This is a genomic window from Bacillus sp. z60-11, assembly GCF_046464135.1.
Lineage (GTDB): Bacteria > Bacillota > Bacilli > Bacillales > Bacillaceae > Bacillus > Bacillus sonorensis_A.
On the sequence record NZ_JBIYSN010000006.1, the window covers coordinates 1 to 24645 of the forward strand.

Annotated in this window: 26 protein-coding genes, 2 pseudogenes and 1 other annotated feature; of the genes and pseudogenes, 4 read left to right on the top strand and 24 right to left on the bottom strand. The window is 45.0% G+C overall.

The features are described from left to right. From ACINLD_RS16355 to ACINLD_RS16405, 11 genes are all read right to left on the bottom strand, one after another. Nucleotides 1-337, bottom strand: a 337-nt coding sequence (locus tag ACINLD_RS16355) for a hypothetical protein (RefSeq protein ID WP_410207087.1), incomplete at its 3' end; no start/stop codon positions are given. After that, nucleotides 315-677, bottom strand: a complete 363-nt coding sequence (locus ACINLD_RS16360; RefSeq protein WP_020450339.1) for a hypothetical protein — start codon at nt 675-677, stop codon at nt 315-317. The genes ACINLD_RS16360 and ACINLD_RS16355, both read right to left, overlap by 23 nt. A 257-nt stretch (nt 678-934) precedes the next feature. After that, the gene (locus ACINLD_RS16365) at nt 935-3367 is read right to left on the bottom strand and encodes a phage/plasmid primase, P4 family (RefSeq protein WP_059231712.1); all 2433 of its coding nucleotides are present in this window, start codon (nt 3365-3367) and stop codon (nt 935-937) included. A gap of 60 nt (nt 3368-3427) precedes the next feature. Further along, on the bottom strand, nt 3428-3865 hold the full coding sequence (locus ACINLD_RS16370; protein ID WP_003185383.1) for a DUF669 domain-containing protein: 438 nt from the start codon (nt 3863-3865) through the stop codon (nt 3428-3430). After that, nucleotides 3865-4797: an AAA family ATPase gene (locus ACINLD_RS16375; RefSeq protein ID WP_059231716.1), complete on the bottom strand. Its 933-nt coding sequence runs from the start codon at nt 4795-4797 to the stop codon at nt 3865-3867. The genes ACINLD_RS16370 and ACINLD_RS16375 overlap by 1 nt, the downstream gene beginning before the upstream one ends. A gap of 3 nt (nt 4798-4800) precedes the next feature. Beyond that, the gene (locus ACINLD_RS16380) at nt 4801-5358 is read right to left on the bottom strand and encodes a host-nuclease inhibitor Gam family protein (RefSeq protein WP_059231718.1); all 558 of its coding nucleotides are present in this window, start codon (nt 5356-5358) and stop codon (nt 4801-4803) included. A 67-nt stretch (nt 5359-5425) separates the two neighbouring features. Further along, a complete protein-coding gene (locus ACINLD_RS16385; RefSeq protein WP_059231719.1) occupies nt 5426-5695 on the bottom strand; it encodes a hypothetical protein in 270 nt (89 codons plus the stop codon). Between the two features lie 93 nt (nt 5696-5788). Then, nucleotides 5789-6055 (bottom strand): YqaH family protein, encoded by a 267-nt coding sequence (locus tag ACINLD_RS16390; protein WP_009329271.1) that lies wholly within the window; start codon nt 6053-6055, stop codon nt 5789-5791. After that, on the bottom strand, nt 6052-6243 hold the full coding sequence (locus ACINLD_RS16395) for a hypothetical protein (RefSeq protein WP_009329273.1): 192 nt from the start codon (nt 6241-6243) through the stop codon (nt 6052-6054). Before ACINLD_RS16395 ends, ACINLD_RS16390 begins: the two co-directional genes overlap by 4 nt. Nucleotides 6244-6258: 15 nt before the next feature. Next, nucleotides 6259-6393 (bottom strand): hypothetical protein, encoded by a 135-nt coding sequence (locus ACINLD_RS16400; RefSeq protein ID WP_255220630.1) that lies wholly within the window; start codon nt 6391-6393, stop codon nt 6259-6261. Next, nucleotides 6394-6633 (bottom strand): helix-turn-helix domain-containing protein, encoded by a 240-nt coding sequence (locus ACINLD_RS16405; protein ID WP_009329275.1) that lies wholly within the window; start codon nt 6631-6633, stop codon nt 6394-6396. Nucleotides 6634-6880: 247 nt separating this feature from the next. Here ACINLD_RS16405 and ACINLD_RS16410 point away from each other — a divergent pair, with 247 nt between their 5' ends. The 3 genes from ACINLD_RS16410 to ACINLD_RS16420 are packed head-to-tail and all read left to right on the top strand — an operon-like array spanning nt 6881 to nt 9263. Next, nucleotides 6881-7324 carry a helix-turn-helix domain-containing protein gene (locus ACINLD_RS16410; RefSeq protein WP_009329277.1) on the top strand — a complete coding sequence of 148 codons (444 nt, stop codon included), beginning with the start codon at nt 6881-6883 and terminating at the stop codon, nt 7322-7324. Nucleotides 7325-7355: 31 nt separating this feature from the next. Beyond that, entirely contained in the window at nt 7356-7835 is a 480-nt protein-coding gene (locus ACINLD_RS16415) for an ImmA/IrrE family metallo-endopeptidase (RefSeq protein WP_009329279.1), read from the top strand. Between the two features lie 39 nt (nt 7836-7874). After that, the gene (locus ACINLD_RS16420; protein WP_035338239.1) at nt 7875-9263 is read left to right on the top strand and encodes a recombinase family protein; all 1389 of its coding nucleotides are present in this window, start codon (nt 7875-7877) and stop codon (nt 9261-9263) included. Nucleotides 9264-9278: 15 nt separating this feature from the next. Here ACINLD_RS16420 and ACINLD_RS16425 read toward each other — a convergent pair. The 6 genes and pseudogenes from ACINLD_RS16425 to ACINLD_RS16450 form a co-directional block, all read right to left on the bottom strand. Next, nucleotides 9279-9662 (bottom strand): annotated as a pseudogene (locus tag ACINLD_RS16425) (UPF0758 domain-containing protein); the annotation flags it as partial. Nucleotides 9663-9716: 54 nt separating this feature from the next. Then, a complete protein-coding gene (locus ACINLD_RS16430; RefSeq protein ID WP_410207088.1) occupies nt 9717-10289 on the bottom strand; it encodes a Maf family protein in 573 nt (190 codons plus the stop codon). A gap of 163 nt (nt 10290-10452) precedes the next feature. After that, nucleotides 10453-11475 carry an SPOR domain-containing protein gene (locus ACINLD_RS16435; protein ID WP_026588125.1) on the bottom strand — a complete coding sequence of 341 codons (1023 nt, stop codon included), beginning with the start codon at nt 11473-11475 and terminating at the stop codon, nt 10453-10455. A gap of 205 nt (nt 11476-11680) precedes the next feature. Further along, nucleotides 11681-12430: a prepilin peptidase gene (locus ACINLD_RS16440; protein WP_077736312.1), complete on the bottom strand. Its 750-nt coding sequence runs from the start codon at nt 12428-12430 to the stop codon at nt 11681-11683. 114 nt (nt 12431-12544) lie between these two features. Beyond that, a complete protein-coding gene (locus tag ACINLD_RS16445; protein WP_026588127.1) occupies nt 12545-13858 on the bottom strand; it encodes a bifunctional folylpolyglutamate synthase/dihydrofolate synthase in 1314 nt (437 codons plus the stop codon). Nucleotides 13859-13936: 78 nt separating this feature from the next. Then, nucleotides 13937-16579 (bottom strand): valine--tRNA ligase, encoded by a 2643-nt coding sequence (locus ACINLD_RS16450; protein WP_409444573.1) that lies wholly within the window; start codon nt 16577-16579, stop codon nt 13937-13939. Between the two features lie 59 nt (nt 16580-16638). Next, nucleotides 16639-16870, bottom strand: a binding site (T-box leader). Nucleotides 16871-17038: 168 nt separating this feature from the next. Between ACINLD_RS16450 and ACINLD_RS16455 the strand changes: the two genes are divergently transcribed. Next, on the top strand, nt 17039-17230 hold the full coding sequence (locus ACINLD_RS16455) for a hypothetical protein (protein WP_026588129.1): 192 nt from the start codon (nt 17039-17041) through the stop codon (nt 17228-17230). Between the two features lie 16 nt (nt 17231-17246). On the opposite strand, the gene ysxE is transcribed toward ACINLD_RS16455, so the two are convergent. From ysxE to ACINLD_RS16490, 7 genes and pseudogenes are all read right to left on the bottom strand, one after another. Further along, the gene (gene ysxE / locus ACINLD_RS16460) at nt 17247-18269 is read right to left on the bottom strand and encodes a spore coat protein YsxE (protein WP_077736310.1); all 1023 of its coding nucleotides are present in this window, start codon (nt 18267-18269) and stop codon (nt 17247-17249) included. A gap of 796 nt (nt 18270-19065) precedes the next feature. After that, a pseudogene (locus tag ACINLD_RS16465) lies at nt 19066-19614 on the bottom strand (peptigoglycan-binding protein LysM); the annotation flags it as partial. Between the two features lie 135 nt (nt 19615-19749). Next, a complete protein-coding gene (hemL, locus tag ACINLD_RS16470; RefSeq protein WP_077736309.1) occupies nt 19750-21045 on the bottom strand; it encodes a glutamate-1-semialdehyde 2,1-aminomutase in 1296 nt (431 codons plus the stop codon). A 25-nt stretch (nt 21046-21070) separates the two neighbouring features. After that, complete coding sequence (hemB, locus tag ACINLD_RS16475; RefSeq protein ID WP_409444571.1) at nt 21071-22045, bottom strand: porphobilinogen synthase; 975 nt, start codon at nt 22043-22045, stop codon at nt 21071-21073. A gap of 3 nt (nt 22046-22048) precedes the next feature. Beyond that, on the bottom strand, nt 22049-22843 hold the full coding sequence (locus ACINLD_RS16480) for a uroporphyrinogen-III synthase (protein ID WP_077736307.1): 795 nt from the start codon (nt 22841-22843) through the stop codon (nt 22049-22051). Then, entirely contained in the window at nt 22833-23774 is a 942-nt protein-coding gene (hemC, locus tag ACINLD_RS16485; protein WP_026588135.1) for a hydroxymethylbilane synthase, read from the bottom strand. The genes ACINLD_RS16480 and hemC overlap by 11 nt, the downstream gene beginning before the upstream one ends. A gap of 36 nt (nt 23775-23810) precedes the next feature. After that, entirely contained in the window at nt 23811-24641 is an 831-nt protein-coding gene (locus tag ACINLD_RS16490; protein WP_077736306.1) for an inner membrane protein YpjD, read from the bottom strand. Between the last annotated feature and the right edge of the window lie 4 nt (nt 24642-24645).

Genomic DNA, 24645 nt, shown 5'->3' on the forward strand with positions numbered 1-24645 from the left:
GATCTCTCCAGCCGTTCTCCCAAAATAGAACGAGCAATCTCGCAACTTTGATTGCCGCATCCCAATCATGATTGAACCAGTCGTCTATTTTTGGATTCATTTCTTGATCTATGCCCATAAAGTAATTGATGATTTTATCAATGGTCTGTTTGACTTTATGATCCTGCACAGAGTATCCACCTTTTAAATACTGGATAAGCCATTTTTTATATGACTGGACAAATTCCTCGAGCTCCGGATATACATTCTCCGGATTCTCAATATAAAGGTCATCCCCGTCCAGGACTAAAGGTGAACCCAAAAAGGCAAGGTCATCACAAATTTGTTTTGGGTGCAATTGAATCACCTTTTTTTCGAATTCCAAAAACGAATTTATTGCTGGAACGACTAACTTTTCGTATGTCAAAGCCTAAATCATGAAGATAATATTCAAAGCTGATAACACTGAATCTGTACATATCCTCATTTTCCTTACACCATTCTTTATATTCGTTATATAAATCAACAAATTTTTCAGTGTCATTATAGAATGATTTTTCATAATTAGAGTTAATGAAAACTTGAACACTTCTTATATCTTGTGTATTGCGTTTTCTACTCTTATTCTCATATTCTGCTATGATCTTCTTTAGTTTTTTTATTTCTGTTAACTTTGATCTCACGACTTCATTATTCAAATTTCTCACCTCTTTTTATTACGGGTTAATAAAAGGGTTAATAACGAAAATCACCTTCATCCTTACAGCCCCAAGGGATAGAGCAAAATGGGTTAATGAGGTTAACGGTCTGGACAATAAAGCTCTATAAGTAATATATATATATTTATTTTTATTTATTTTTTCAGTAGATGGAACAGACAGAATAATTAACCCTCATTAACCCTTAAAAAAGTTTGACAAAGTATTAACTTTAGAAAACCTTGATATAAAAGGGTTTATAGTCTTTTTCTATTAATCTGTGTTCCCTTTTTTTCATCATTTTTTGACTTTGCTTCATTAACCCTTTTTTGATTTTCGTTAACCCCTGAATCGAAATTTAAATAACCTTGAAATTTATTTAATCCAATACCATAGAAAAAAACTTTATTTTTTGCCCCATTTTCTTTTTTGAATCCTCTAATTTCAATTTGCCGATAGAATGCACGGTTTTTTAATTCTATTTCATCGTTTTCAAAGCACCAGTTTTTATAATCCTTATACAGTTCCTTTGCCTCGATTTTTGCAGATGGATGTTGAACACATCTTTCCTGCATGAACGGACCGAGAATGTCCATATCCTCCCGATAGCCTTCTGTTGCCTTCTTGATTGCTTCCGGTTCTCCCAGGCCTTCCTTCTGCCACTTCAAACAGCCCTCAACAGCCCAGCGAAGGATCCCAGGCATTTCCGCAGCCAGTTTCTGCGGCAGTTTCTTGTCTACTTTTTCTTTTGGGATCGTGACAGTAAACGGAATCAACCGGATCCGGCGCCAAATACCCTCATCGCTGCCTTTAACGATCGGTTTATGGTTTGTGGTAAAGAAGACTTTAAATTCCGGTGTAAACTCAAAATATTCCTGTCGCAGGAAACGAGCAGACATCTTTTCGCCGCCGGTGATCTGCTTCACCAACGATTCAGACAGCTGCTGCCCCTCTTCACTCTCGACGGCCGACACAAACCGGGCGCCGTCCAGCCGGGCAATATCATTGTTTATGGCGCTGTCATTTTTCTTCTTTATGAAGGTGTCGCTGTTGGTCTGACGGCCATAGTCCCCAAACAAGTGCTGAACGGTATTGATAAAAGTTGATTTACCATTACGACCGTTCCCAAATAGAAAGAACATGACTTGTTCCGTGGTATCCCCGGTCAGTGAATAGCCAATTGCCTTTTGCATGAAATCAATAATTTCATAGTTTGGCGTGCCCTGGTCATCTATAAAAATACTTTCCAAGAAAGTTTTCCAGTTCGGGCAGTCGGCATCAGTTTGATAAGCGATAGGAGATATTTTCGTGAAAAGCAGATCCCGATCATGCGGCAGAAGTTCTCCTGTTTTTAGATCGATCACACCGTTATCGCAATTAAAAAGATATTTGTGGGAATCCAGTTCCTGCTTCCTCACTGAAACCATTGGCCGGACATCTAAAATTGTGTTCATCCGTATGTTGCGGCGCTCGCATTTTTTCGCCCAATCGTTCAGCTGCTTTTTTCGGAATTTGTCTTCTGTGGCCTTGGCCTCGCCGTATAATGCCCGTAATGTTTTCGCGGTGATGGCTTCAATTTTTCGTTTGCTGTCTTCTTCCCATCGCTTGCCGTTCCAGATCAGCCAGTCGAGCTCGTTACAGTATCGAATATTTTTCCCGTGGTAGTAGACAATTCGTTCCGCGTTGCCGAGCTCCGTCAAATGAAACACCGGCGGGGTGTCAATGATCTCTTCGGTATCCTCAACCTTTGAATTTTCCGGATGGGAAATGTACACTTCATACGGCTGTTCTTGCTGCTCTTCCATCAAATCAGAAATTGTTGTATGGGTAGAATAAACGGCCGCAGCAATGGTCATTTCTCCATATGTAGCGCCGTCGGATGAATGCTGCCGATCCCATTTCTCCCGGTACAAACCCGATTCACGAAACATTGAATCCATTTTTGCGGGATCCTTATCCGTCCAGAATGCCAGGTGATTACATAAAGCCATATCTGTGGCCGAGTGATCATCATTTATCAGATGACCGTTAAACAAATCCTGAATGCTCTTCCCGTTCTTGCTGTTGAACATCCTTTCCCATATCTCCTTATTGGAGAGATTGCTCATATCACGGGATGCAGCAGCGGGCGGGCTGGATGGTTGCTGTTCTTCTTTTTTGTCCTTCAAGTATTTTTCGAACAGCTCTTTGAGCTCGTCCGTTCGTTCTTCGACGGGCCCGATCCCGAGACTATTGCCGGTAAAGGTGAAATAACGGCCGTGGCGGTATACTTCCAGCCCAAGTTCAGGATTTTTCCTACCTGTGCCCGGCCCCCGCAATGGGATCTTACCTTTTGTGATAATGTGGACGCCCTTGCCGCTGGGTGAATATTCGGTGTAGCTGCCAATCGCCTGAACAATTTTCTCAGCGAACGGGGACAAGACACCATCCTCCACACAATGATCTATGTCTATGCCGATGAACGGATCATCTTTTGAAAACATGAAGCCGATCCCGTCATAATCTCGATCGTTATAAAATTTCAAAACGGTCGGGAACGTCGACCAGGTTCTTTTATTACTGGATTGAGCCATGCTGCCATCAATCTGGTAGGGCACTTTTGTTTTCTTACCGTCACGTTCTTCGGAACGCCATAAAATCCACTGAGGGGCGTTTTTTAGCTCTTGCGGTATATTCTTAAATTCGTACATGTGATAACTCCCCTTTAAAAACGAGGGAGCTATACACTCCCTCAAATGTGTTTTTTATGATCAAAACGGTACATCATCGTCACTGATATTAATTGGTTCGGTTTCCGGTGCTGGCGCTTCTGACGGCTTAAACGCTTTTACTTCCGGATATTTCTTGCCGTTATGCTCTCTTTCCCCGACAAGCAGGCGAACCGGTTTATTCAGAAACGCCTTGGCCCATTCGATATGATCCTTAAATTGCATTCCGTTTGGAAAACCCGCGGCCTTTGATGCTTGGTGAAATCTCCACATTGCATTTTCCGTAACGGTGAAATTGTCGTATAGAATTTTCTGGCCCTGGCATGGCTGTTCAACATCAGAACGAATTTCATAATCTACGACAAGGCGCTCATTTCCGGATGCAGCCGTTTTGGCTTCAAAGTTGATAACTGTCGCTTCGTATTCTCCTGGTTTAATCGGTTCAAAAGCTTCACCTTTGCTGTGGTCTACTGTAAACATTATTTTTCCTCCTTAGTCTTTAAAGCTTGTAATCTATCAAGTGCGGCAGATGCCAACTTAATAGTCCATTGATCAAGTTTTTTATTTGCTTTGATCTGAAATTCTTCAATCATCTGGGCGGCTGTTTCGTTGCCGGCGACGATTGTTTTAATTTCATCAATCAATCGAATCCGTTCGGCTTCTTCCTCTGCTTTCACGTCAATACCGAGCTCAAGCCATTGGTAAAGCTTGCGGCCGACTTCTGGATTGAGTTTAAAAGAAGAGCCTTCAAACATGCGGGTATTATCTTTGGAAGTTTCCGCCAAATGATCAATACCAATATTGAAATTGAGCATGAATTCATACTCCATTTCGTCTTTTTGCACAGGCTTGGTCCCGACCTTACGCGGCGCCATTTTCCCCTCACTGTTCGGCTCAACAACGTACTCAGTTTTGGTCCGAAGCGTCGCCAGAATGTGGACGTCATTTTGCGTTAACGTTTTTATTAATTTCGTAGTTTCGGGCGCAAGTTTACCCCAGTTTTGAAATGAGTTACCCTGCATTTCCCCATGTTTTTCAACGATGCCGCCTTCCCCCGCCCAATTGTGGGAAAGCGAGTCAATAATGACAACTTCGGCACCAGCAGCCTTAATTGCTTCAAGAGCCATTTGATACCGTTCTGTTGTGTAAGGCGGGATAAAATCGATGTGCTTAAAGCTTCCGATCCTTACATCATCAAATTGCAAGTTTGCATATAGTTTGGCTCGGCGGTGTTCAGTATCAACGACGCCTATCTTTGACCAAATTTCCTCGTCGCTTGCCTCCGGGTATGCTTCCCGCATCATTCCGTAAGCAACTAGCAGGGCGCCGGCAGTCTTTCCGGATCCACTCGGCCCGATAAAGCCGACAATTGCCTTTTCTTTTTCACGCTGTGCGTTTGTAACTTGAAACATCTATCACACCTCCACTTTGAAGCTTGTGGAGGCAGGTTCTATTTCTACCCCCGGAACAGCTTGTCCATTTTCATCAACGACAACCTTTTTGCCGTCCACCTCTTTGATGGACAGAGATTTTTTAAAGTCGCCCCATTTGACATCTTCTTTGATAAATTCAGTGAGTTCAGCTTCTTTGACATGCTTGAGAAGCTGGTCCTTATCGGCTGGTTTAGGTTGCTCTTTAATTGCGCGGCTTTTTGACTTGCCGTAAGGTGTGGAAAGTGTTTTTGCTTTCGGATCCTGCTCGAGCTGCTTTGAGTGATAAACGCTGACTAGGTTTTCAAAGAACTCCAGATTGTCCGCGACAGGTTTTAGCTCCTGGGTTTCCCATTCATCGATGCGCTGCCTTTCCGTTGCCGCCAGGGCCTTGATTTCTTTTTCCTGTGTCTTTAAAGCAGCTATTTTCCGAAACGCCCAATTTAGACTATTCATGTCCGTGATCTCAAACTGTGGACGGCTCTCCTGCTGCAGGCTATTATTTGAAATTTCGTTTAATTCGAATGCCTGTAAAGGATTCATATATATGGCCCTCCTGTTATTGATTTTGTAATAGACTCCATTTAAAATGATGTTGTGAGTTTTGTTTTTAGTCGCCTTTGCCGAGGCGGCTTTTTTGTTCATAAGCTGACGGATAAAATGCAACAACTTGAAGTTTACTGCTAATTTCAGTTACGTACCAAAAGCAATTATCATAGAAACGCTGATCAATTCTTGTGTTCAATTTTTCAGTTGCATCCTGCACTTTTTGAAGAGCTGCCTCTTCATTTTTACAGTGATAGTCAATGCCAATTCGCCCACCATTTTTTAATGCACTTTCAACAAGTTGCAATACTGAGTCAATCTGTTTTTGATCCATTTTCACCCTCTCTTTCTGCATCATTTTCGTCCTTCAAATATTCCAAAGGATAACCGTAACGGTTAATCTCAGTGATCATTGGGTGCTCGATATTCATTGATACACTCTCCTCACAGTTGAAACATTAATCCCTCTGCTTGCGAGATTGGACACTATTTCACGGAGCTGGACGACTTGTTCTGGATGTTCCATCCGTTGAAGGTCCTTGCAATTTGAAATGATTGTCGCCGAAATTTCTACACATCCTTCAAAATCATGTTCCTCGATCGCGGCAGGCAATTCCGAAATAAGATCTCGCGTTGAAATGAACAGCCTTTCCGCTTTTTCGCGATCAGCTTTTAGAAAATGATTTAGGTTCATGCTTGAATATCCTCCATTTCTTTAATTGTTTGGCTATCTCCCTGACTAAGTAGAGTTACATACTGAAAGCAATACTGTTTGATTTTTTTATCAGCAAACATAGCCGCCTTAACTTTTCCTTTAGCAAGTAGCTTGCTTTTGAATTGAGCGAAAAAACAGGCAAGCTCAAGAGCTTTCAAAGCTGTCATGCTTATCACCTCCTTTCAAGCACCTTTTGTTTTTAAGGTTTCTTTTTCCATTGCCTTTTCTTGTTGCTCCTTGGCTAGGATTCTTGGAATGCTTGTACGCATAAAAAATTCAGCCATTCTTCTTTTTGTTGATTCTGATAAAGGTTTCATCTAACCGACCCCTGCTGTTCTTTTGTCTTGTATTTCCGTCATTTTCAACAAATTTAAATCAAGATCAATACAAATAGCTAATGATGTAAGAGTTGAAGCGCCGGGAATATATCTCCCATTTTCAATGTCCGAAATATAACTTCTTGATAAGCCCGTTTGTTCAGCCAATTCAAGCTGTGTTAATTTCTTCTTGCATCTTTGGTTTTTAATCAAAGCCCCTAAAAGTTTTCGATCAAACATTTACTCACCTCCTTTGTTGATAATTAGATTGTATTGTATTCACGTCATTTTGTAAAAATCCAAATTCCTTTAAAACTAAGCATTTTGAAGGAATTTCAAGAAAGATACTTGTATTAACGTCATTTCACTCAATTTTACTCCATATTACTTGTATTTCCGTCATTAAACAACTTGTATCCCCGTCATTTCCAGTCTATAATTTATATATAAACGTCGGTATAACCGACACAGGAAGGAGGCTTTTACTTTGTCAGTAGGCCAAAGATTAAAGTATTGGAGAAAACAAAAAGGATATACACAAGCCCAATTAGCTGAAAAAGCAAACATGTCAAGGTCATATGTTGCAGACGTTGAACGTGATAGATATAACCCAAGTGTTGAAACCCTAAGCTCAATTGCTAAGGCTTTAAACATCCCTGTATCAAATCTTTTAGAAGATAATCAACGCCTTGTTTCTGAATCTCCAGAAGAATATCGAACATCGGAGAAAGATGAGAAAGACATTGCAAAACGGATGGAGCAAATAAAGAAAGATTTAAAAAATGCAGAGGGACTAAGTTTTTCAGGCGAGCCGATGTCCGATGAAGCTATTGAATCCCTTTTAGAGGCTATGGAATATGCCGTCCGACAAACCCAACGAATTAACAAAAAATACATCCCTAAAAAACATAGAAATAGTGACGATGACTAAACATAGAAACCTTTTTAGGGGGGCAATCACTGTGTGGATTAAAAGAAAAGTAAATGAACTTGTATGTAAGTATGGCTCAAATAACCCTTACGAACTTGCAGAGATGCTAAAAATACAGGTTATTCATCGAAATTTACATAAAGAGATAATGGGTTTTTATTTTTATGATCGTAGAAACAAATACATTTTTCTTAACTCAAATATGAACGAAATTCAAATGAATTTTGTTTGCGCGCACGAGGTAGGCCATGGGGTATTACATCCTAAAGCAAATACACCCTTTATGCGTGAAAAAACGCTTTTTTCGACTAATAAAATTGAAGCAGAGGCAAATATCTTCGCAGTCGAATTACTTATACCAGACAATTCACTCCATGAATATCGGAACATGAATTACTCTATATACGATATAGCTCGTATTCATGGAGTGCCTCCCGAGCTATGCAGTTTGAAAAAACTGTCCAATAAAGGGGGTGTTGAAAATGTGATCATGAAAAGAAAAATTTTTTAAGCTCGAAACCGAACGTATGTTTCTGGAGAGGTGGTTTTTATGACTGTAGGAATCTATATTAGGGTAAGCACAGAAGAACAAGCAAGAGAAGGATTTTCTATTTCAGCTCAACGAGAAAAACTGAAGGCATACTGCATATCACAAGATTGGCAAGACTATAAGTTTTATGTAGACGAGGGGAAATCAGCCAAAGACACGAATCGGCCTTACTTGAAATTAATGTTAGATCATATCCAACAAGGTTTAATTAATGTTGTTCTTGTTTATCGCCTTGATAGATTGACTCGCTCTGTAAAAGACCTTTATAAACTCCTTGATCTTTTTGATAAGAATAATTGTATCTTTAGATCAGCTACAGAAGTTTATGACACTGGCTCGGCGACCGGTCGTTTGTTTATAACACTTGTTGCTGCAATGGCCCAATGGGAACGTGAAAACCTGGGCGAGAGGGTTACGATGGGTCAAGTGGAAAAAGCTAGACAAGGACAGTATAGCGCCCCAGCTCCTTTTGGATTTAAAAAACAGGATGAAACATTAGTAAAGGACAAAAAACAAGGCTATATCCTAATGGATATGATTGACAAAGTTAAAAAAGGATGGTCCATAAGACAAATAGCTAAATATCTTGATCAATCATATTTGCCTATAAGAGGTTACAAGTGGCACATCGCAACAATATTATCTATTTTACACAACCCCGCTTTATATGGTGCTTTACGTTGGAAAGATGAGCTTAATGAAACAAGCCATGAAGGGTATTTGACAAAAGAAGAATTTGAGGAACTTCAAAATATATTATATTCTCGGCAAAATTTTAGAAAAAGACAGATAGAGTCTGCTCATATTTTTCAAATGAAATTAGTATGCCCTCAATGCGGAAACCGGCTTGGATGTGAGCGAAGTGTCTATTTCCGTAAAAAAGATCAGAAAAATGTAGAGTCGCTCCATTATCGCTGTCAATCATGCGCTTTAAATGAAAGACCAAGCATTTCAGTAAGTGAGAAAAAACTTGAGAAAGCACTACTTCTTTTTATGAAAAATGTGAAGTTTGATCTGGAGCCAGTAGTTAAAGAAGAAAAAAATGAAACAACAGAAATTCAAAACGCTATAGTTAAAATTGAAAGGCAGAGAGAAAAATTCCAAAAGGCTTGGGCGTCAGACTTGATGACGGATGAAGAATTTACTGCAAGGATGTCCGAAACTAGAAAGGCCCATGAAAATTTCACAAAAAGACTCTCTGAAATTCAACGAGCAACCCCTTTACCTATCGATATCAAAAAGGCTAAAAAATTGGTAAATGAATTTAAAATTAACTGGGCTTATCTGAATACTGAAGAAAAAAGGGAATTTGTTCAATCCTTTATTGAAAAGATTGAATTCACGAAAAAAGATCAAAATCCCCACATTCTTAATGTCTCTTTTTATTAGGGTTTATATCAACTATACACAGACGAAGTGTTCCTGCTGAAGGAAGCGCATGTCTTCCATTAAAAAATTGGCGGCGTCTTCCGGAAAGCGGATCACATGCCGCTCTTCATAAACCAATTTGTGTATGCGCCGGCCAAGCTCAAGCGCCGCCAAAATGTGAACGGCTTTTGCACGACCGATCCCGGAAATGCTGGAAAGCTCTTCAACGGACGCTTCTTTTAATAAACGCAGACCGTCAAACGTCTGAAGCAGCCGGTTTGAAAGCTGCAGGACCGATTCTTTTTTTGTCCCCGTCCTGAGCAGGATCGCCAGCAGTTCGTTGTTTGCCAAGCTTTCGGCCCCTATTGAAAGGAGCCGTTCCCGCGGCCTTTCATCCTCCGGAAAATCCCTTAGTTTCAATGACAGTTCGTTTATGATAAACCCTCCCTGTGACTCCCCTTCTCGTTCGGTTCATCAAAAGGAATGAAACCCGAATGTTTTCAGCATTCGCATCGTTTTTAAAATCGGCAGGCCCACAACTGAATAATAGTCACCCTTGATCTCCTTGACAAAGAGCGCGCCTTTTCCCTGAATCCCGTAAGAACCCGCTTTGTCAAACGGTTCCCTTGTTGCGATATAAGCGCTGATCTCCTTTTCTTCAAGGGGCCAAAAAACAACCTCTGTTTCTTCAAAAAATGTTTCACATCTGCTGTTTGACTTGATGCAGACACCTGTCAGCACTGAATGGGTTTGTCCGGAAAGCATGTTAAGCATCCTTTCCGCGTCGTCTGAGTCCTTGGGCTTGCCCAAACAAACACCGTCAAAACACACAATCGTGTCTGCGCCAAGCACAACAGCATCGGGATGCTGTTCGGATACTGTACGCACTTTTTGTTCCGCCAACCATTTGACGTTTTCTGCAGGCGAAAAGTTTCGACTTAATTTTTCTTCTGCATTGCTTACAACAATGTCGTACGGAATTTGAAGAAGATCGAGGAGTTCCTTTCTGCGGGGTGATTGTGAAGCTAAAATCAGCTGTCGTGTCATAGAAGCCATCCTTTCATGGGTTTTTGCATCAGAAAAAAAGATACCTGCCTGTTTTATCCTACCAAAAGAACGCGAGAGCCACAATTTCAGAAAAATAACTTTTTGATGACAAAAAGCGGCAAAAATAAAAAAACCAGCCGCACAGGCTGGTTTTTCACATTGTTTACTTGATTTGGCCCAAGAGCAGCTGCTGGCTTTTCCAGCCGTTCGCTGCCGTCGGATTCTCCAGCAGGTCTGCGGCTTGAAGGATGGCCTCTTTTGTCTTTTCCGCGTCTTCTTTGGGTTGTATACCGTCTATTTTCGCTTTTAGGTCAGCGACATTTTTGGATGTAACCTCAGCACCGAGAATCGCTTTGGCGGACAGCTCAGCCGCTTCTTCAAAAACCGGGGCTAGCCCTGAAGCCAATGAAACCGGAAGCTCCTTGCCGCCCCATGCTTCAAAGTCATGATCGATTAATATTTGGCCCAGTTCAGTTGTCATCTGCTTTTCCCCGGTTATGCCGGCGATGACGTAAAACCCGTCTTCTTTCGACAGGGAAACGGCGGCATAGCCTTTGTCTGTTAATTGGGAAGTCAGCGTTTCCGCCCCTTCTTTAGAAGAAAACTTGCCCGCCTGGACAGCAAAGCTGTTAAACTCTTCTCCCGCAGCTTTTTCTCCTCCGTTCTGCTGACTGTCATCGCCCGCTTTAACCGTCTGGCTGTCTTCCGCATCTGACCCAAGGCTGCCTGATGCCGGCACATCTTCTTTGTTGGCCGCAAGATTCAAGGCGAACACCCCGAGGCCTGTCCCGAGCAAAACGGCAAATATAATCGTGACTGCGAAGCGCTTGACGGGATATGCAAGTGACTTTTTTGTTTTTGGATGGCTTTTTTTGTTTTCGTTTTTCTTTTTATAAGGTGTAACCACTTTCGGATCGTCTTTCAACACGTTTTCTTCTTCATCGGGAGGAACCCATGTAAATTCGTCTTGCCCGGTCTTCCCGTCTTCTTTTGAAGCCGATATTTCCTGTTCCGCCTTGCGTTTTTCCTCCCAATTCGAAAAGGTTAGTTTTTTTTGCTCAAGATTTTTTGAACATTCTTTTTCATTTCCGTAGATTGTCTCTTCTTTGCCGTTGATCATCACTTTAAGGGGATCTGCTTTATGCGGTTGTCCGGTCGAATGTTTTTTGCTTTTCCGTTTTTTCATATCCTTCCCTCGCTTTCTTTCTATGTTTATCATGATCTTTAAGGCGGAACCCCCGCCATTTTCTAGGACGTGTCAGAGAGGGAAGCCAAAAGGAAGGAGGAGGTCTCCTGAAGGCTGTCCCTCTTATTGTCCACACTTTACCACAGCCCGAAAAAAAAAGAACAAGACTTTTGTCGTCTCGTTCAAAAAGGTTTCGTCAATTTTCTCATATGTGCAACAGTTCAATATATGAATCAATCAACGGTTCTCCATAGAAGCAGACAATCACTGTTCCGATTAAAATGGCAGGTGCAAAAGGTATCGGCTCGCTTCCTTTGACCTTTCCGGCGATCATTCCGGCGAAGCCCAGCAATGTTCCTGCCGCTGCGGAGATAAAAAAAACGGGAAAAATCAGCCTTGCGCCAAGGACAAAGCCAATAACGGCGAACAATTTCACATCTCCCCCGCCGATCCCATCCTTCGCGAACAGCTTGACAATAAGCGGCAACAGGAGACCGGCGGCCGCTCCTGGCAAGCCGGAATACCAGGGCTCAAGCGGAACCAGCATTCTGCCAATGACGAAAAAAGGCAGAAAAAAACAAAGGATGGCATCTGGAATCACCATATACGCGATATCTGAAACCAACACGATCAAAAGCAAGGAAAAAAGGGCGAGCATGAGCAGCAGCTCTCCCGGGCTTTTAAAACGGAGCCCCGCCAAGACAAACAGCAATGCAGTCAACAGTTCAACAGCGGGATAAAGGATGGAAACAGGGCTTTTACAGCCCTTGCATTTTCCGCGCAGAAACAGGTATGACAAAACCGGAATAAGCTCAAGGGAGGTCAGTTTGCGGCGGCAGACAGGACATGAGGAGCGGGGGAAGATCAGCGATATTTTGCCGGGGATGCGGCGGCCGGCTACATTAAAAAAAGAGCCGAGCACTAAGCCTGATAAAAAAAGATAAGCCAAAAACATCAGCATCAGCCTCACAAGTTATTTACCCGGCAAAAAGACCGGGAGCTGTTATTTTAGCAGACAAGGTGAGGTATCGCTTTTCCTAAAACAATAAAATGCGTCCTCAGCCATAGGCTAAAAACGCATTTTATGTTCATTTAATAAAGACCTGACCTCGGAAATAAAATAAAGCGAACCTGTGATGACAACGACCGCTTTTTCATCGGCCGTTTTTTCATGTATAAAATCCAAAACAGAGCCGATTGATTCATCATATGTTTTATGCCCGGCACGGCTTTGTTCAAACAGCTTTTGAGCAGATTCCGCTCTCGGGAAGTCGAAGGACGCAAAATGAATGGATGAAGCAAACGCCTCTATGATGCGGATCATGTCTTGATAAGGCTTGTCCTTTAAGGCGCTGAAGCAAACGTGTATGTTCCGCTCTCCAAAGCGGCCAAGAACCGTTTCACTCAGCCGGCTTACCCCTTCTTTGTTATGTGCCCCGTCTATAAATGTAAGCGGCTTGTCCAGCACTTTTTCAAACCGGCCGGCCCATGCGGCTTTTTTGATTCCGCTATAGAGCGCCTGCCGGCTGATGTTCGCCTGTTGTACAGCTGTCAGCCATTCAGCTGCAAGAATCGCCAAGGCTGCGTTTTGCCGCTGATGGGTGCCGATCAGGCCTGTTTCCACTTGTTCGTAGCGCTTTTGAGGTGTGATCAGCGAAAACAGTTCGCCATCCGGCAATGAACGTTCATCATATCGTTCACAATGCTCATGAAGGGATAGATAAAGAGCTTCCTTTACCATTGCTCTCCGCTTTATGACCTCGGCCGCTTCAGGCTGGTGAACGGCCGTCAAAACAGGAACACCGTGTTTAATGATGCCCGCTTTTTCTCGGGCGATTTCTTCAAGCGTTTCTCCTAAAATCGCCGTATGGTCATGACCGATTGAGGTAATGACTGTCACTAACGGCTCAACGACATTCGTCGAATCCAGGCGGCCCCCTAGACCGGCTTCAAAAATGACAAAATCGGTCTTCCTGTACTTTGCAAAATATAAAAATGCACAGGCAGTAATGATTTCAAATTCGGTCGCCGCCCCCAAATCGGTTTTTTCAAGCTCAAGAACGAGGGGATATACTTCATTAAACAGCGCTGTCCATTCTTCGTCTGAGATCGGGATGCCGTCCACACTGATCCGTTCATTAAAGGTGATGATGTACGGAGAAGTGAATGTGCCCGCCGAATATCCGGCTTCATTTAACACCGAGCGGATGTAAGCGACGGTCGAGCCTTTTCCGTTTGTGCCGGCGACATGAATGGCCTTGAGCTTTTTCTCGGGATGATCGAGCTCATTGAGAAGCCATTCCATCCGTTGCAATCCCGGTTTCACGCCAAATTTGAGCCGTCCGTTAATCCAGCTGAGTGCTTCAGAAAATGTTTTGAACATGCGTATTCCCTCCCTTCAATGATGAAGGTGTTTTCCAGCCGCCCTTGGGGCCCGGAAAACACCTTCTCTTTTTCCTTTTTAGTTTTTCAATTCAGCGATCCGCTTTTCGACAGCTTCCCGTTTCGCCGTATAATCGGCTTCTTTTGCCCGTTCTTCTTCAATGACGTGTTCAGGCGCTTTTTTCATAAAGCCGTCATTGTTTAATTTTTTCTGAACCCGTTCCACTTCTTTGGTCAGTTTATCAAACTCTTTTTGAAGGCGGCTGATTTCTTCGTCAATGTTGATCAGACCCTCGAGCGGCAAAATCAGCTCGGCACCTGAAACGACGGCGGTCATCGCTTTATCAATCGTTTTGATATCCGTTCCGATTTGAAGCAGGCTCGGGTTTGTGAAACGTTCCACGTACGAGCGGTTTTCATCGAGACGGGCGGCGATTTCCGGTGTGCTCGTTTTAATATACAGCTCGATTTGCTTGCTGAGCGGTGTATTCACTTCACTGCGGATGTTCCGAACGGCGCGGATCACTTCGACAAGAAGCTTCATATCCGCTTCAGCTTCAGTGTCGGTATATTCTTTGACGACTTCAGGCCACTTGGCGACTGTGATCGATTCCCCTTCATGAGGAAGATGCTGCCAAATCTCTTCCGTCAGAAACGGCATAAACGGATGCAGGAGGCGCATCGTTTGATCGAGTACATACGCCAATACGGAGCGCGTCGTCTTTTTCGCCGCTTCATCATCGCCATAAAGCGGAAGTTTGGCCATTTCAATGTACCAATCACAGAAATCGTCCCAAATAAAGTTGTACAGGTGGCGGCCGACTTCACCGAACTCATATTTATCGGCGAGATGCGTCACCGTTTCAATCGTTTCATTTAGTCTTGTTAAAATCCACTTGTCGGCAACCGATTTGTCCCCGGTCAAGTCGAGTTCTTCATATGTCATGCCGTCCATGTTCATCAGCGCAAACCTTGACGCATTCCAAATTTTATTCGCAAAGTTCCATGTTGATTCAACTTTTTCAAAGCTGAAGCGCAAATCCTGCCCCGGTGAGCTTCCTGTCGCAAGGAAGTAACGCAGGGAATCCGCTCCGTACTTATCGATCACATCCATCGGATCAACGCCGTTTCCGAGCGATTTGCTCATTTTCCGGCCCTGGTCATCGCGGATAAGCCCGTGGATCAAGACGTCTTTAAACGGCCGTTCCCCGGTGAACTCGACCCCTTGAAAAATCATTCTGGATACCCAGAAGAAAATAATGTCATAGCCGGTTACAAGGACGTTTGTCGGATAGTAGCGTTTGAAATCTTCAGCGTCGATATCAGGCCAGCCCATTGTTGAAAACGGCCACAGCGCCGAACTGAACCAGGTGTCAAGAACATCGTTGTCCTGCTCCCAGTTTTCGGCATCCTCCGGCGCTTTAACACCGACATAGATTTCGCCCGTTTCTTTATGGTACCAGGCCGGAATCCGATGTCCCCACCACAGCTGGCGGGAGATGCACCAGTCACGGATATTTTCCATCCAGTGAAGATACGTTTTTTCAAAACGGTCAGGGACGAAGTTGACTTTTCCTTCGCTTTTTTGCAATTCGATGGCTGCATCGGCAAGCGGCTGCATTTGCACGAACCACTGCGTTGACAAGTACGGCTCAACGACTGCTCCGCTTCGTTCGCTGTGGCCGACCGAATGTGTATGCTCTTCAATTTTGAACAGCACACCCTCTTTCTGAAGATCTTTGACGATCTGTTTGCGGCATTCAAAACGGTCCATACCTTTATACTGAAGGGCGTTGTCATTCATCGTTCCGTCTTCATTCATGACGAGAATCCGCTCGAGGTTGTGGCGGTTTCCAATTTCAAAATCGTTCGGATCATGGGCGGGTGTGATTTTAACAGCCCCTGAACCAAATTCCATATCGACGTAGTCATCTCCGACAATCGGAATTTCTCTTCCGGTGATCGGCAGGATGACCGTTTTGCCGATTAAATGTTTGTACCGTTCATCTTCCGGGTGAACGGCGACCGCCGTGTCTCCGAGCATTGTTTCCGGACGGGTTGTGGCGATCTCGATGGCGCCTGAACCGTCTTTCAGCGGGTAGCGCATATGGTAAAACGCACCCTGAACATCTTTATAAATGACTTCGATATCAGACAGAGCCGTTTTTGTTGCAGGGTCCCAGTTGATGATATATTCTCCGCGGTAAATCAGGCCTTTTTCATAGAGCTTGACAAAGACTTCGCGAACCGCTTTTGACAGCCCTTCATCAAGGGTAAACCGCTCTCTTGAATAGTCGAGGCCAAGGCCGAGTTTTGCCCATTGGCTGCGAATGAAATCGGCGTATTCCTCTTTCCAATTCCATGTTTCTTCAAGAAATTTTTCGCGGCCCAGATCATAGCGCGATATGCCTTCTTCACGGAGCTTCGCTTCAACCTTTGCCTGTGTCGCGATTCCGGCATGATCCATACCCGGCAGCCAGAGCACGTCATATCCTTGCATCCGTTTCATTCTTGTTACAATATCCTGAAGCGTCGAATCCCAGGCATGGCCCAAGTGCAGCTTTCCCGTGACATTCGGCGGCGGGATGACGACGGTGTACGGCTCTTTTTCCGGATCATTTTCGGCTTCAAAAAACTTGCCGTTCACCCAATATTCATATCTGTCTTTTTCAATTGAGGCCGGATCATATTTTGTCGGCATCGTCAGTTCTTGTTTATCCATATTCAAACCTCCAGCAGTATAAACGGCTGATCAATAAAAAAGAGTCCTCTTTATCCTATCAAAAGGACGAAGAGAACTCTCTCGCGGTACCACCTTTTTTCATGAATGCAAATACGCATTCATGCACTTAAATGGGATAACGGGACTTTCCCGAATTTCTCTACTTTTTATGTTCGAGAAATTGCGCTCCTGGGCGACCTTCCAAAAAAGACTGGCTGGGAGCCTTTCAGCGAACCGACATCCCTCTCTGTAAGCGTCTGTTTTTGTACTCTTCCCATTCAAAGCGGGTGGATCATTGATTTTTCAGCACGTACTTTTTCTTGTTCTTATATTACTAAATCTTTTTTCATTTCGTCAATCATCTTTTCCGCTTTTATCTTGTTCTATACCAGATTGGGCCATGCACACAGGCTTTTTTTTCTCATATGATGCTGTAACGACAAGGAGAGGAGGCAAAATATGCGAAAAAAATTCAACACATATTCACTCCAGCCCTGGCTGAAACAAATCAAGCTTGTCGCAGTCCAGGTCGCCCTCCCGATTACGATCTTTCACGGCATTCGAACCATCATCTTCCCAACAACGTTTGATGTTCTCCTTTTAGGCATTCTGATACTCCTTGCCTGCGCCTTTCACCTTGACTGGATTTAAGTAAAAAAAGTCCGCATCATGATGATGGGGACTCTGTTTCTTCCTGCAGTTTTCGGTTTTCTTCTGTTTTATGAATGTTCATCACAAGCGGTTCTGCATTTTTCATCTGCCAATACGCCTTCAAGAGTTTCGTGCAAGCTTCTTTTTCCTCCAGCTTCTTCTCTGTCTGATAGCGGCTGAGTGTCTTAAACATCGCCCCCGGATATGCCATATAACTTAAGAATAAACTCACTTCCTCCTCGCGCAGAGGATAAACACCGTGGTACGTATAATACCAGTTCACACATTCCGTACATGATGCAGGATTGGACTTGAACATTCTTGTGAAAAATAAGATCAGATCATTCGCAGGCGGGGCATATCCCGCTTTCTCAAAGTTTGTAAAATAGCCCGTTCCCATATCGTTGTACAGAAAATGATGGACCGACAATTGCCCGTGGTTCAAGACGATTCTGGAAGACTCTTTTTCTTTGATCGCTTCATGCCATTCATCAAGGCGGTCTAGCGCAAAATCAACGGCGGAAATCGTCTCTCTGTAATACATGGCCGCCTGAAGCTGAAAAGGGGACATATACCATTCTTTCTCAGCCCGGCTGACAATCTCTTCGTATTTTTGTTTCTCTATCTCCCATTTTCGTTTTGTCCGATCATAGTGGCCGACGATATCTTCCCGCCTCATCCTGAGTTCTTTTTCCGTTTTCTGATGGATGAGGGCAATTTCCTGAAACAGATGTTCATGCTTTTGATCCCGCTCTTCCCCTCTTTCCAGCGTGAGCCAGGGCATTAAATAGCAAACTTCTTGACCCGCTCCGGTTAAAAATTCCCCTCCGCGGTTTCGGTAGACAGGAACAAACTGTCTGTAGCCTTTTTCCTCCAGCAGTATCATCTGTTCAGTGAAGCGGTTATTCCTTGTAGGCTCCAGCTTCTTTAACGCGAATACACCGTGGGCGGTGTAAACCTTCCATACTTTCGGGCTGACAGGTTCGATATATTCGGCGGCTAGACCGTATTCATTTAAGAGAGCCTGGATGTCTTCCATTTTCGCTCACCACATTTTTGCTCATACGTTAGGCATGGCTGTTATGATAATCAGGAATATAAAGGATCTGTCCTTCTTTTAACTCTTCGTCAAGGGAAAGGGAATTCATCCGTATGAGCTGCTGAACATTAATGTCGTAACGTTCGCACAGAAGATCGATGGTATCATTTTGCTGAACGATGCACATCCTCATTCGCGAAAACTCCTCCTCTCCCTCTTTTGTAAACAGCTTTGTCAAATAAAGCGCATTGTCATTTTCTTTGGCGGATGCTTCGTGTATATCGGCTTCATCTCTCGCTTCCTCTTCAGGTTCTGTCTGCTCGTGAAACGAGTATTCCGGAATCTCAATCGAGTGGGCGGCTTCCTCCTCTTCAGAGGATTCCTGCGTCACTTCAATGTCAAAAGAATCCGGCTCTCTTTCTTCATCTTCGTCCTCCAAAAGAGGCGGGTCGCCGAAAAACGGAGTTTCATTTGATTCTTCATGGTTTTGATAAGTTCTGTAAACCGGTTCCTCTTCTTTTTGTTCTTCACTTTCTTCTCTTTCAAGTTCAGGTTCAGCCTCTTCAGCGCTTTTGGCAGATTCCTTTTGGGCCTCTGCATCTTCTAGGCTGTCAGCCGGCTCTTTTTGTCCTTCCCATTCACGCTTCGCCCTTTCCGCCGCCGACAGTGACGCAGTGAAAAACGGTTTTGCTTCATGTTCGTCATCGCTAAGAAACGACTGATAAATCGGCACGTTTTCATCATCCGTCTCTTCGTTCCGCTGATTCACGGCCTGCTCATCGTACGGGGTGTCAAGATGAAGCGGGATTTCATTCAGTTCCTCTTCCTCCCCTTGGTCCCTGTAAACGGGCTCAAACGACTCTTCAGCTTGTTGTGCATCTTCAAAAACCGGCACATCCGCTTCCTCAGTCTCGTCGGCGTCCCCCGCCACGTCCAGCAGTCCTTCAATCGCCAAGTCCGCCTGTATCGTCAGCATACGGGCATCTGTCAATTGATAATCGAAAGCGTCGATAAAAACAAACACGTCATTTAAGTGGCTGACTTTGTTTTTGGGGATGGTGATATCCACAGGGAAACAATGCGTCAGCTCCGCGCTGCTATCCCCTTTTAGCTTCACATCTTCCACAAATCGGCTTGTCGCAGGCAGCTCAGCATACTCCCGGGTTTGATCTATGTTGTATTCGCCTGTCAGCTCTAATGACCCGCGTATGGATACATAATCATTCACTTCCTGAACGGAAATATCCGGATCCAATGAAATTGATAATAATTCCGATACTTCCTGTCCCTTTTGAAAACAGATCGACTCTTCTACAGAAAATTGCAAACGATTGTTTTGCGGCAAACTGATATCCTCCCTTCACCTAATTTTTAAAATTAGATGTCAGTAAAGATGTATGAAAAGAACCGGGAGAATATGAACAGAAAACATGGGGGCGCACAAAAAAAGCCGCCGGACATGCCGGCAGCCTCTCTGCTTTTATTTGGATCGGCCGATTCTCGCGAATACCCTTTCAGCGGCCGAAATCGTCTGTTCAATATCTTCATCAGAATGCGCGGTTGACAGAAACAATCCTTCAAACTGTGACGGCGGCAGGAACACGCCCTCATCAGCCATGCCTTTATAATACTCGGCAAACAGATCAAGATCAGACTGTTTGGCCGTCTCATAATTGATGACAGGTTCGTTCGTAAAGAAGAAGCCGATCATCGATCCCGCACGGTTGAATGTATGAGGAATGCCGTGTTTTTCAGCGGCTTCAGAGATGCCTTTTTCCAATCGGTCGGCTTTGCGGGAGAACTCCTTGTAGGAATCAGGCGTCAGCTGCTTCAATGTTTCGAGCCCCGCCGTCATCGCCAGCGGATTGCCTGACAAGGTACCGGCTTGATAAATCGGTCCGCTCGGAGCGATTTTCTCCATGATCTCGGCTTTTCCTCCGTAAGCGCCGACAGGAAGACCGCCGCCGATCACTTTTCCGAGGCATGTCAAATCAGGCGTCACACCGAAGTATCCTTGTGCGCAGTTGTAATCCACTCTAAAGCCTGTCATGACTTCATCGAAGATCAACAGTGCGCCATGCGTTTCCGTCAGCTCGCGAAGCCCTTCAAGGAATCCTGTCAGCGGCGGAACAACTCCCATATTTCCGGCTACAGGCTCTACGATGACGCCGGCTATGTCATCTCCGTATTCCTGAAAGACAAGCTTCATGCTGTCGAGATCATTGTAGGGAACAGTAATCGTATTTTTGGCGATGCTCTCGGGAACCCCGGGGCTGTCCGGGAGACCCAGTGTGGCGACCCCTGAGCCTGCTTTAATCAGCAGCGAATCGCCGTGTCCATGGTAGCAGCCTTCAAATTTCACAATTTTATTCCGGCCTGTATATCCTCTCGCAAGCCTTAAGGCGCTCATCGTCGCTTCGGTACCCGAGCTCACCATGCGCACGACCTCTATGGAAGGAACGCGCTCGATGACAAGCTCGGCAAGCTCTGTTTCAACCTTTGTCGGCGCGCCGAAGCTCGTCCCATTCAGAGCGGTCTTTTGTATGCCGCTGACGACTTTCTCATTGCTGTGCCCTAAAATAAGCGGACCCCATGATAAGACGTAATCGATATATTCGTTTCCGTCAATATCATATATTTTTGAGCCTTTTCCCCGCTCCATAAAAATCGGGTCCATATTTACTGATTTAAAGGCGCGAACCGGACTGTTCACTCCGCCCGGCATGACTCGTTTCGCCTCTTTGAAAGCCGCATTAGACTTTTCATAGCTGCGCATCCTCTAAAACCCCCAGTTCATAATCTTATTCTGCCAGCCATTTGGCCGCATCTTTTGCGAAGTACGTAATGATGAGATCCGCGCCGGCCCGTTTCATGCTTGTCAGCATTTCCAGAACAAGCGCTTTTTCGTCAATCCAGCCGTTTTGGGCAGCCGCTTTAACCATGGCGTATTCCCCGCTGACATTGTATCCGACGACAGGCAGATTGAATTCATTTTTCACCTCGCGGACAATATCGAGATAGGAAAGCGTCGGTTTGACGATCAGGAAGTCGGCGCCTTCTTCCACGTCAGACTGCGCCTCCCTAAGGGCTTCACGGCGGTTGGCATAATCCATCTGATATGTCTTCCGGTCTCCAAACTGCGGACTGCTGCCGGCCGCATCGCGAAACGGTCCGTAAAAAGCGCTCGCATATTTAACAGCGTACGACATAATCGGCACATTTGTAAATCCTTCCTGATCAAGCGCTTCCCTGATCGCGGCAACAAATCCGTCCATCATATTTGACGGAGCGATAATGTCCGCGCCAGCGCGAGCTTGGCTGACCGCTGTTTTCGCCAGAAGGACGAGCGATTCGTCATTTAAAATTTCCCCGTTTTCAACAAGGCCGCAGTGGCCGTGGTCCGTATATTCGCAAAGACATGTGTCAGCGATGACGACCAGCTCAGGAAAGTCTTCTTTAATTTTTGAAATCGCTTTTTGGACAATGCCGTGGTCATGATATGCTCCACTTCCGACATCATCTTTGTGCACAGGCACACCGAAAACAATCACCGATTGAATGCCGAGACGAACGACTTCCTCCATCTCTTCTTTGAGGTTGTCTAAAGACAGCTGATATACTCCCGGCATGGACGGCACTTCGTGTTTCGCGTTCTGTTCCTCCGTCACAAAAATCGGGTAGATGAAGTCTGCGGCCCCCAATTCGGTTTCTCTTACTAATTTTCGCATGCCTGCCGTCGTCCGCAGACGGCGGTGTCTGTGAAATGATGCTTCCATTTGTCATTCTCCTTTTCTTGAAATGCTGCACATCGCTTCCAGCATTCCGTCAATTGTGTATACTTCAGACATCAAGGAAGGGATTCCGTATTCCGCAAGCGCCTTCTTCGTCAAAGGGCCGATGCTGATAAACACGGTATGGCCCCGTTCGGCCCAATCCTTGCTTTCCTCTTTCAGAATGCTCATAAATGTATGTACCGTCGAGGAACTCGTAAACGTCACAAAATCAAATGCTTCGCGTTTTGCCACGCCTTTCAGATCACGAATTCCCCGCCGGTCAGGGACGGTTTCGTACAGCGTCCATTCCGAAACGTCAATCCCGAGGGGAGAAAGGGTTTTTTTGATCACATCGCGGGAGAGATTGCCTTTTATCACCGCGACTTTTTCACCCCGGTTCAGCTGTTGTTTTAAAGCTTCCGCCAGCTGTTCAGCCACATAAAGATCCGGTATGAGGTCGATGTCAAGGCGCCTGTCCCGCAAATACCGGGCGGTCTTTTCGCCGACGGCGGCCACTTTTACCCGCGGTGCCTCCGGCAGGTTGATTCCGTGATCTTCCAAGTATGAAAAAAAGAATTTGGCCCCGTTTACGCTTGTAAAGACCAGCCAGTCAGCGGCTTCAAGGCCCGCTTGAAAGAGAGACGCCTGCTCTCTTGGCAGGGCGGGGCGGAATGAAATCAATGAAGTTAAAACCGCTTCTCCCCCCAATTCCTCCACTTTTTTTGCAAAAGAGCGGGCCTGCGTTTTATTGCGGGTGATGAGCACCTTTTTCCCTTTTAAAGGAAGATGATCATCCTTCATGTTCATCAAGCTCCTGTTTGACGCGGTCAATTAACGCCTTTGCGCCTTTTTTAGACATGGCCAGCGCACATTCCCGGCCGACAGCCTCAGGATCCGTTCCCCTCGCTTTTTCTCTGTAGACCGTTTTGCCGTCGGGAGAGGCGACAAGTCCGGTCAGTTCGATGACATCTTCTTCATCCATCATCGCAAAGCCTGCAATCGGAACCTGACATCCGCCTTCCATCGCATGAAGGAAGCTGCGCTCAGCCATAACGGTCCGTTCGGTATAGCGGTCATTCAGCTTGGAAAACAGAGACAGCAGCTCCTTGTCGGACGCTCTGCATTCAATCGCCAAAGCGCCTTGTCCAACGGCGGGGAGACAGCTTTCCGGATCAAGAAATTCGCTAACGACATCGTCCTGCCACCCCATCCTTGACAGGCCTGCCGCCGCCAAAACAATCGCGTCGTAATCTTCCGTTTCCAGCTTTTTCAGCCTTGTATCGATATTACCCCTGATCCACTTGATCTCAAGGTCCGGGCGGATTTGCAAGAGCTGCGCGCTTCTCCGCAGGCTGCTCGTTCCTACCGCCGCTCCTTGTTTTAGATCCGCGAGCTTTTGATGTCCTTTGGAAATCAGCGCATCCCGGACATCTTCCCGCTTCGGAACACAGCCGATCATGAGCCCTTCAGGAAGTGCGGACGGCATGTCCTTCATGCTGTGAACCGCCATGTCGATTTCCCCAGCGAGCATCGCCTGCTCGATTTCTTTGACGAAAAGCCCTTTCCCGCCAACCTTTGACAAGGTGACATCCAATATACGATCGCCTTTGGTCACCATTTCCTTTATGTCAAACGTCATTTCGGGATTGAATTCCTTCAGTTTGCTGATCACCCATTTTGTCTGGGTCATCGCCAATTTGCTTCTTCTTGAGCCTACGATGATGTTTCTCATGTTTTTTCCTCCCACTTCACTACGGCCAGCCCGTTTTCAACTAAACCAATGAAATTGCGAAAAACTGCCGAGCAAAAAGAAATTGATCAAGAGAACAAGAAAAGACGCGGTATTCCACATCGCCGCAATCCGTCCCTGCAGCTCTTTGACAATCCTGATAAATAAATAGTATCCATATAAAAAAAGCAGCACGATTGAACCGAGCACCTTCGGATCCGTCCAGTAGAGCGTTTCAAGTGACACATAGGACCATATTATCCCCAGTATCAGGCTCAAAAGCAGCATCGGAACCCCGATAATGTTGAGAATGTATGCCATATGATCAAGCTTTGACAAGTCTTCAATTCTGAGGAGCCATTTCCCCCATTTTTTCCGTTTCAACAAACGGTACTGGAACAGGTAAAGCACCGAAAAGACGAAAGACAGAGAAAACGCTCCGTACGAGAGTATCGCCATTGTAATATGGATGATCAAAAGCTCTGATACAAGCCTCCCTGAAAGCTCCGCCGATTGCTGAGCAGTCGGTGTAAACGTATGAATCGCCACCATTGAAAATCCGATCACATTTGTAAAAAAGACAAGAAAATCCACCTTCAAAAGCTTTGTCAGCACAAGCGACAACGTGACAAGCACCCACGCGTAGAAATACAGACCCTGGACATTGTTCAAAACAGGAAATGCATCCGTATACCGCATGAAATAAAAAAGGTAGAACGTCTGAAGAATCCAGACAATAGAAAGCAACCAGAAGGCCATTTTCCCTGCCTTCCGGTTGTGTTGTAGAAAATCTATAAAATAAAAGAGAACACTGAGCGTATAAAACACGATTGTCACTTCATTAAGCCTTGCCAGCAATGTGTCCGTCATAACC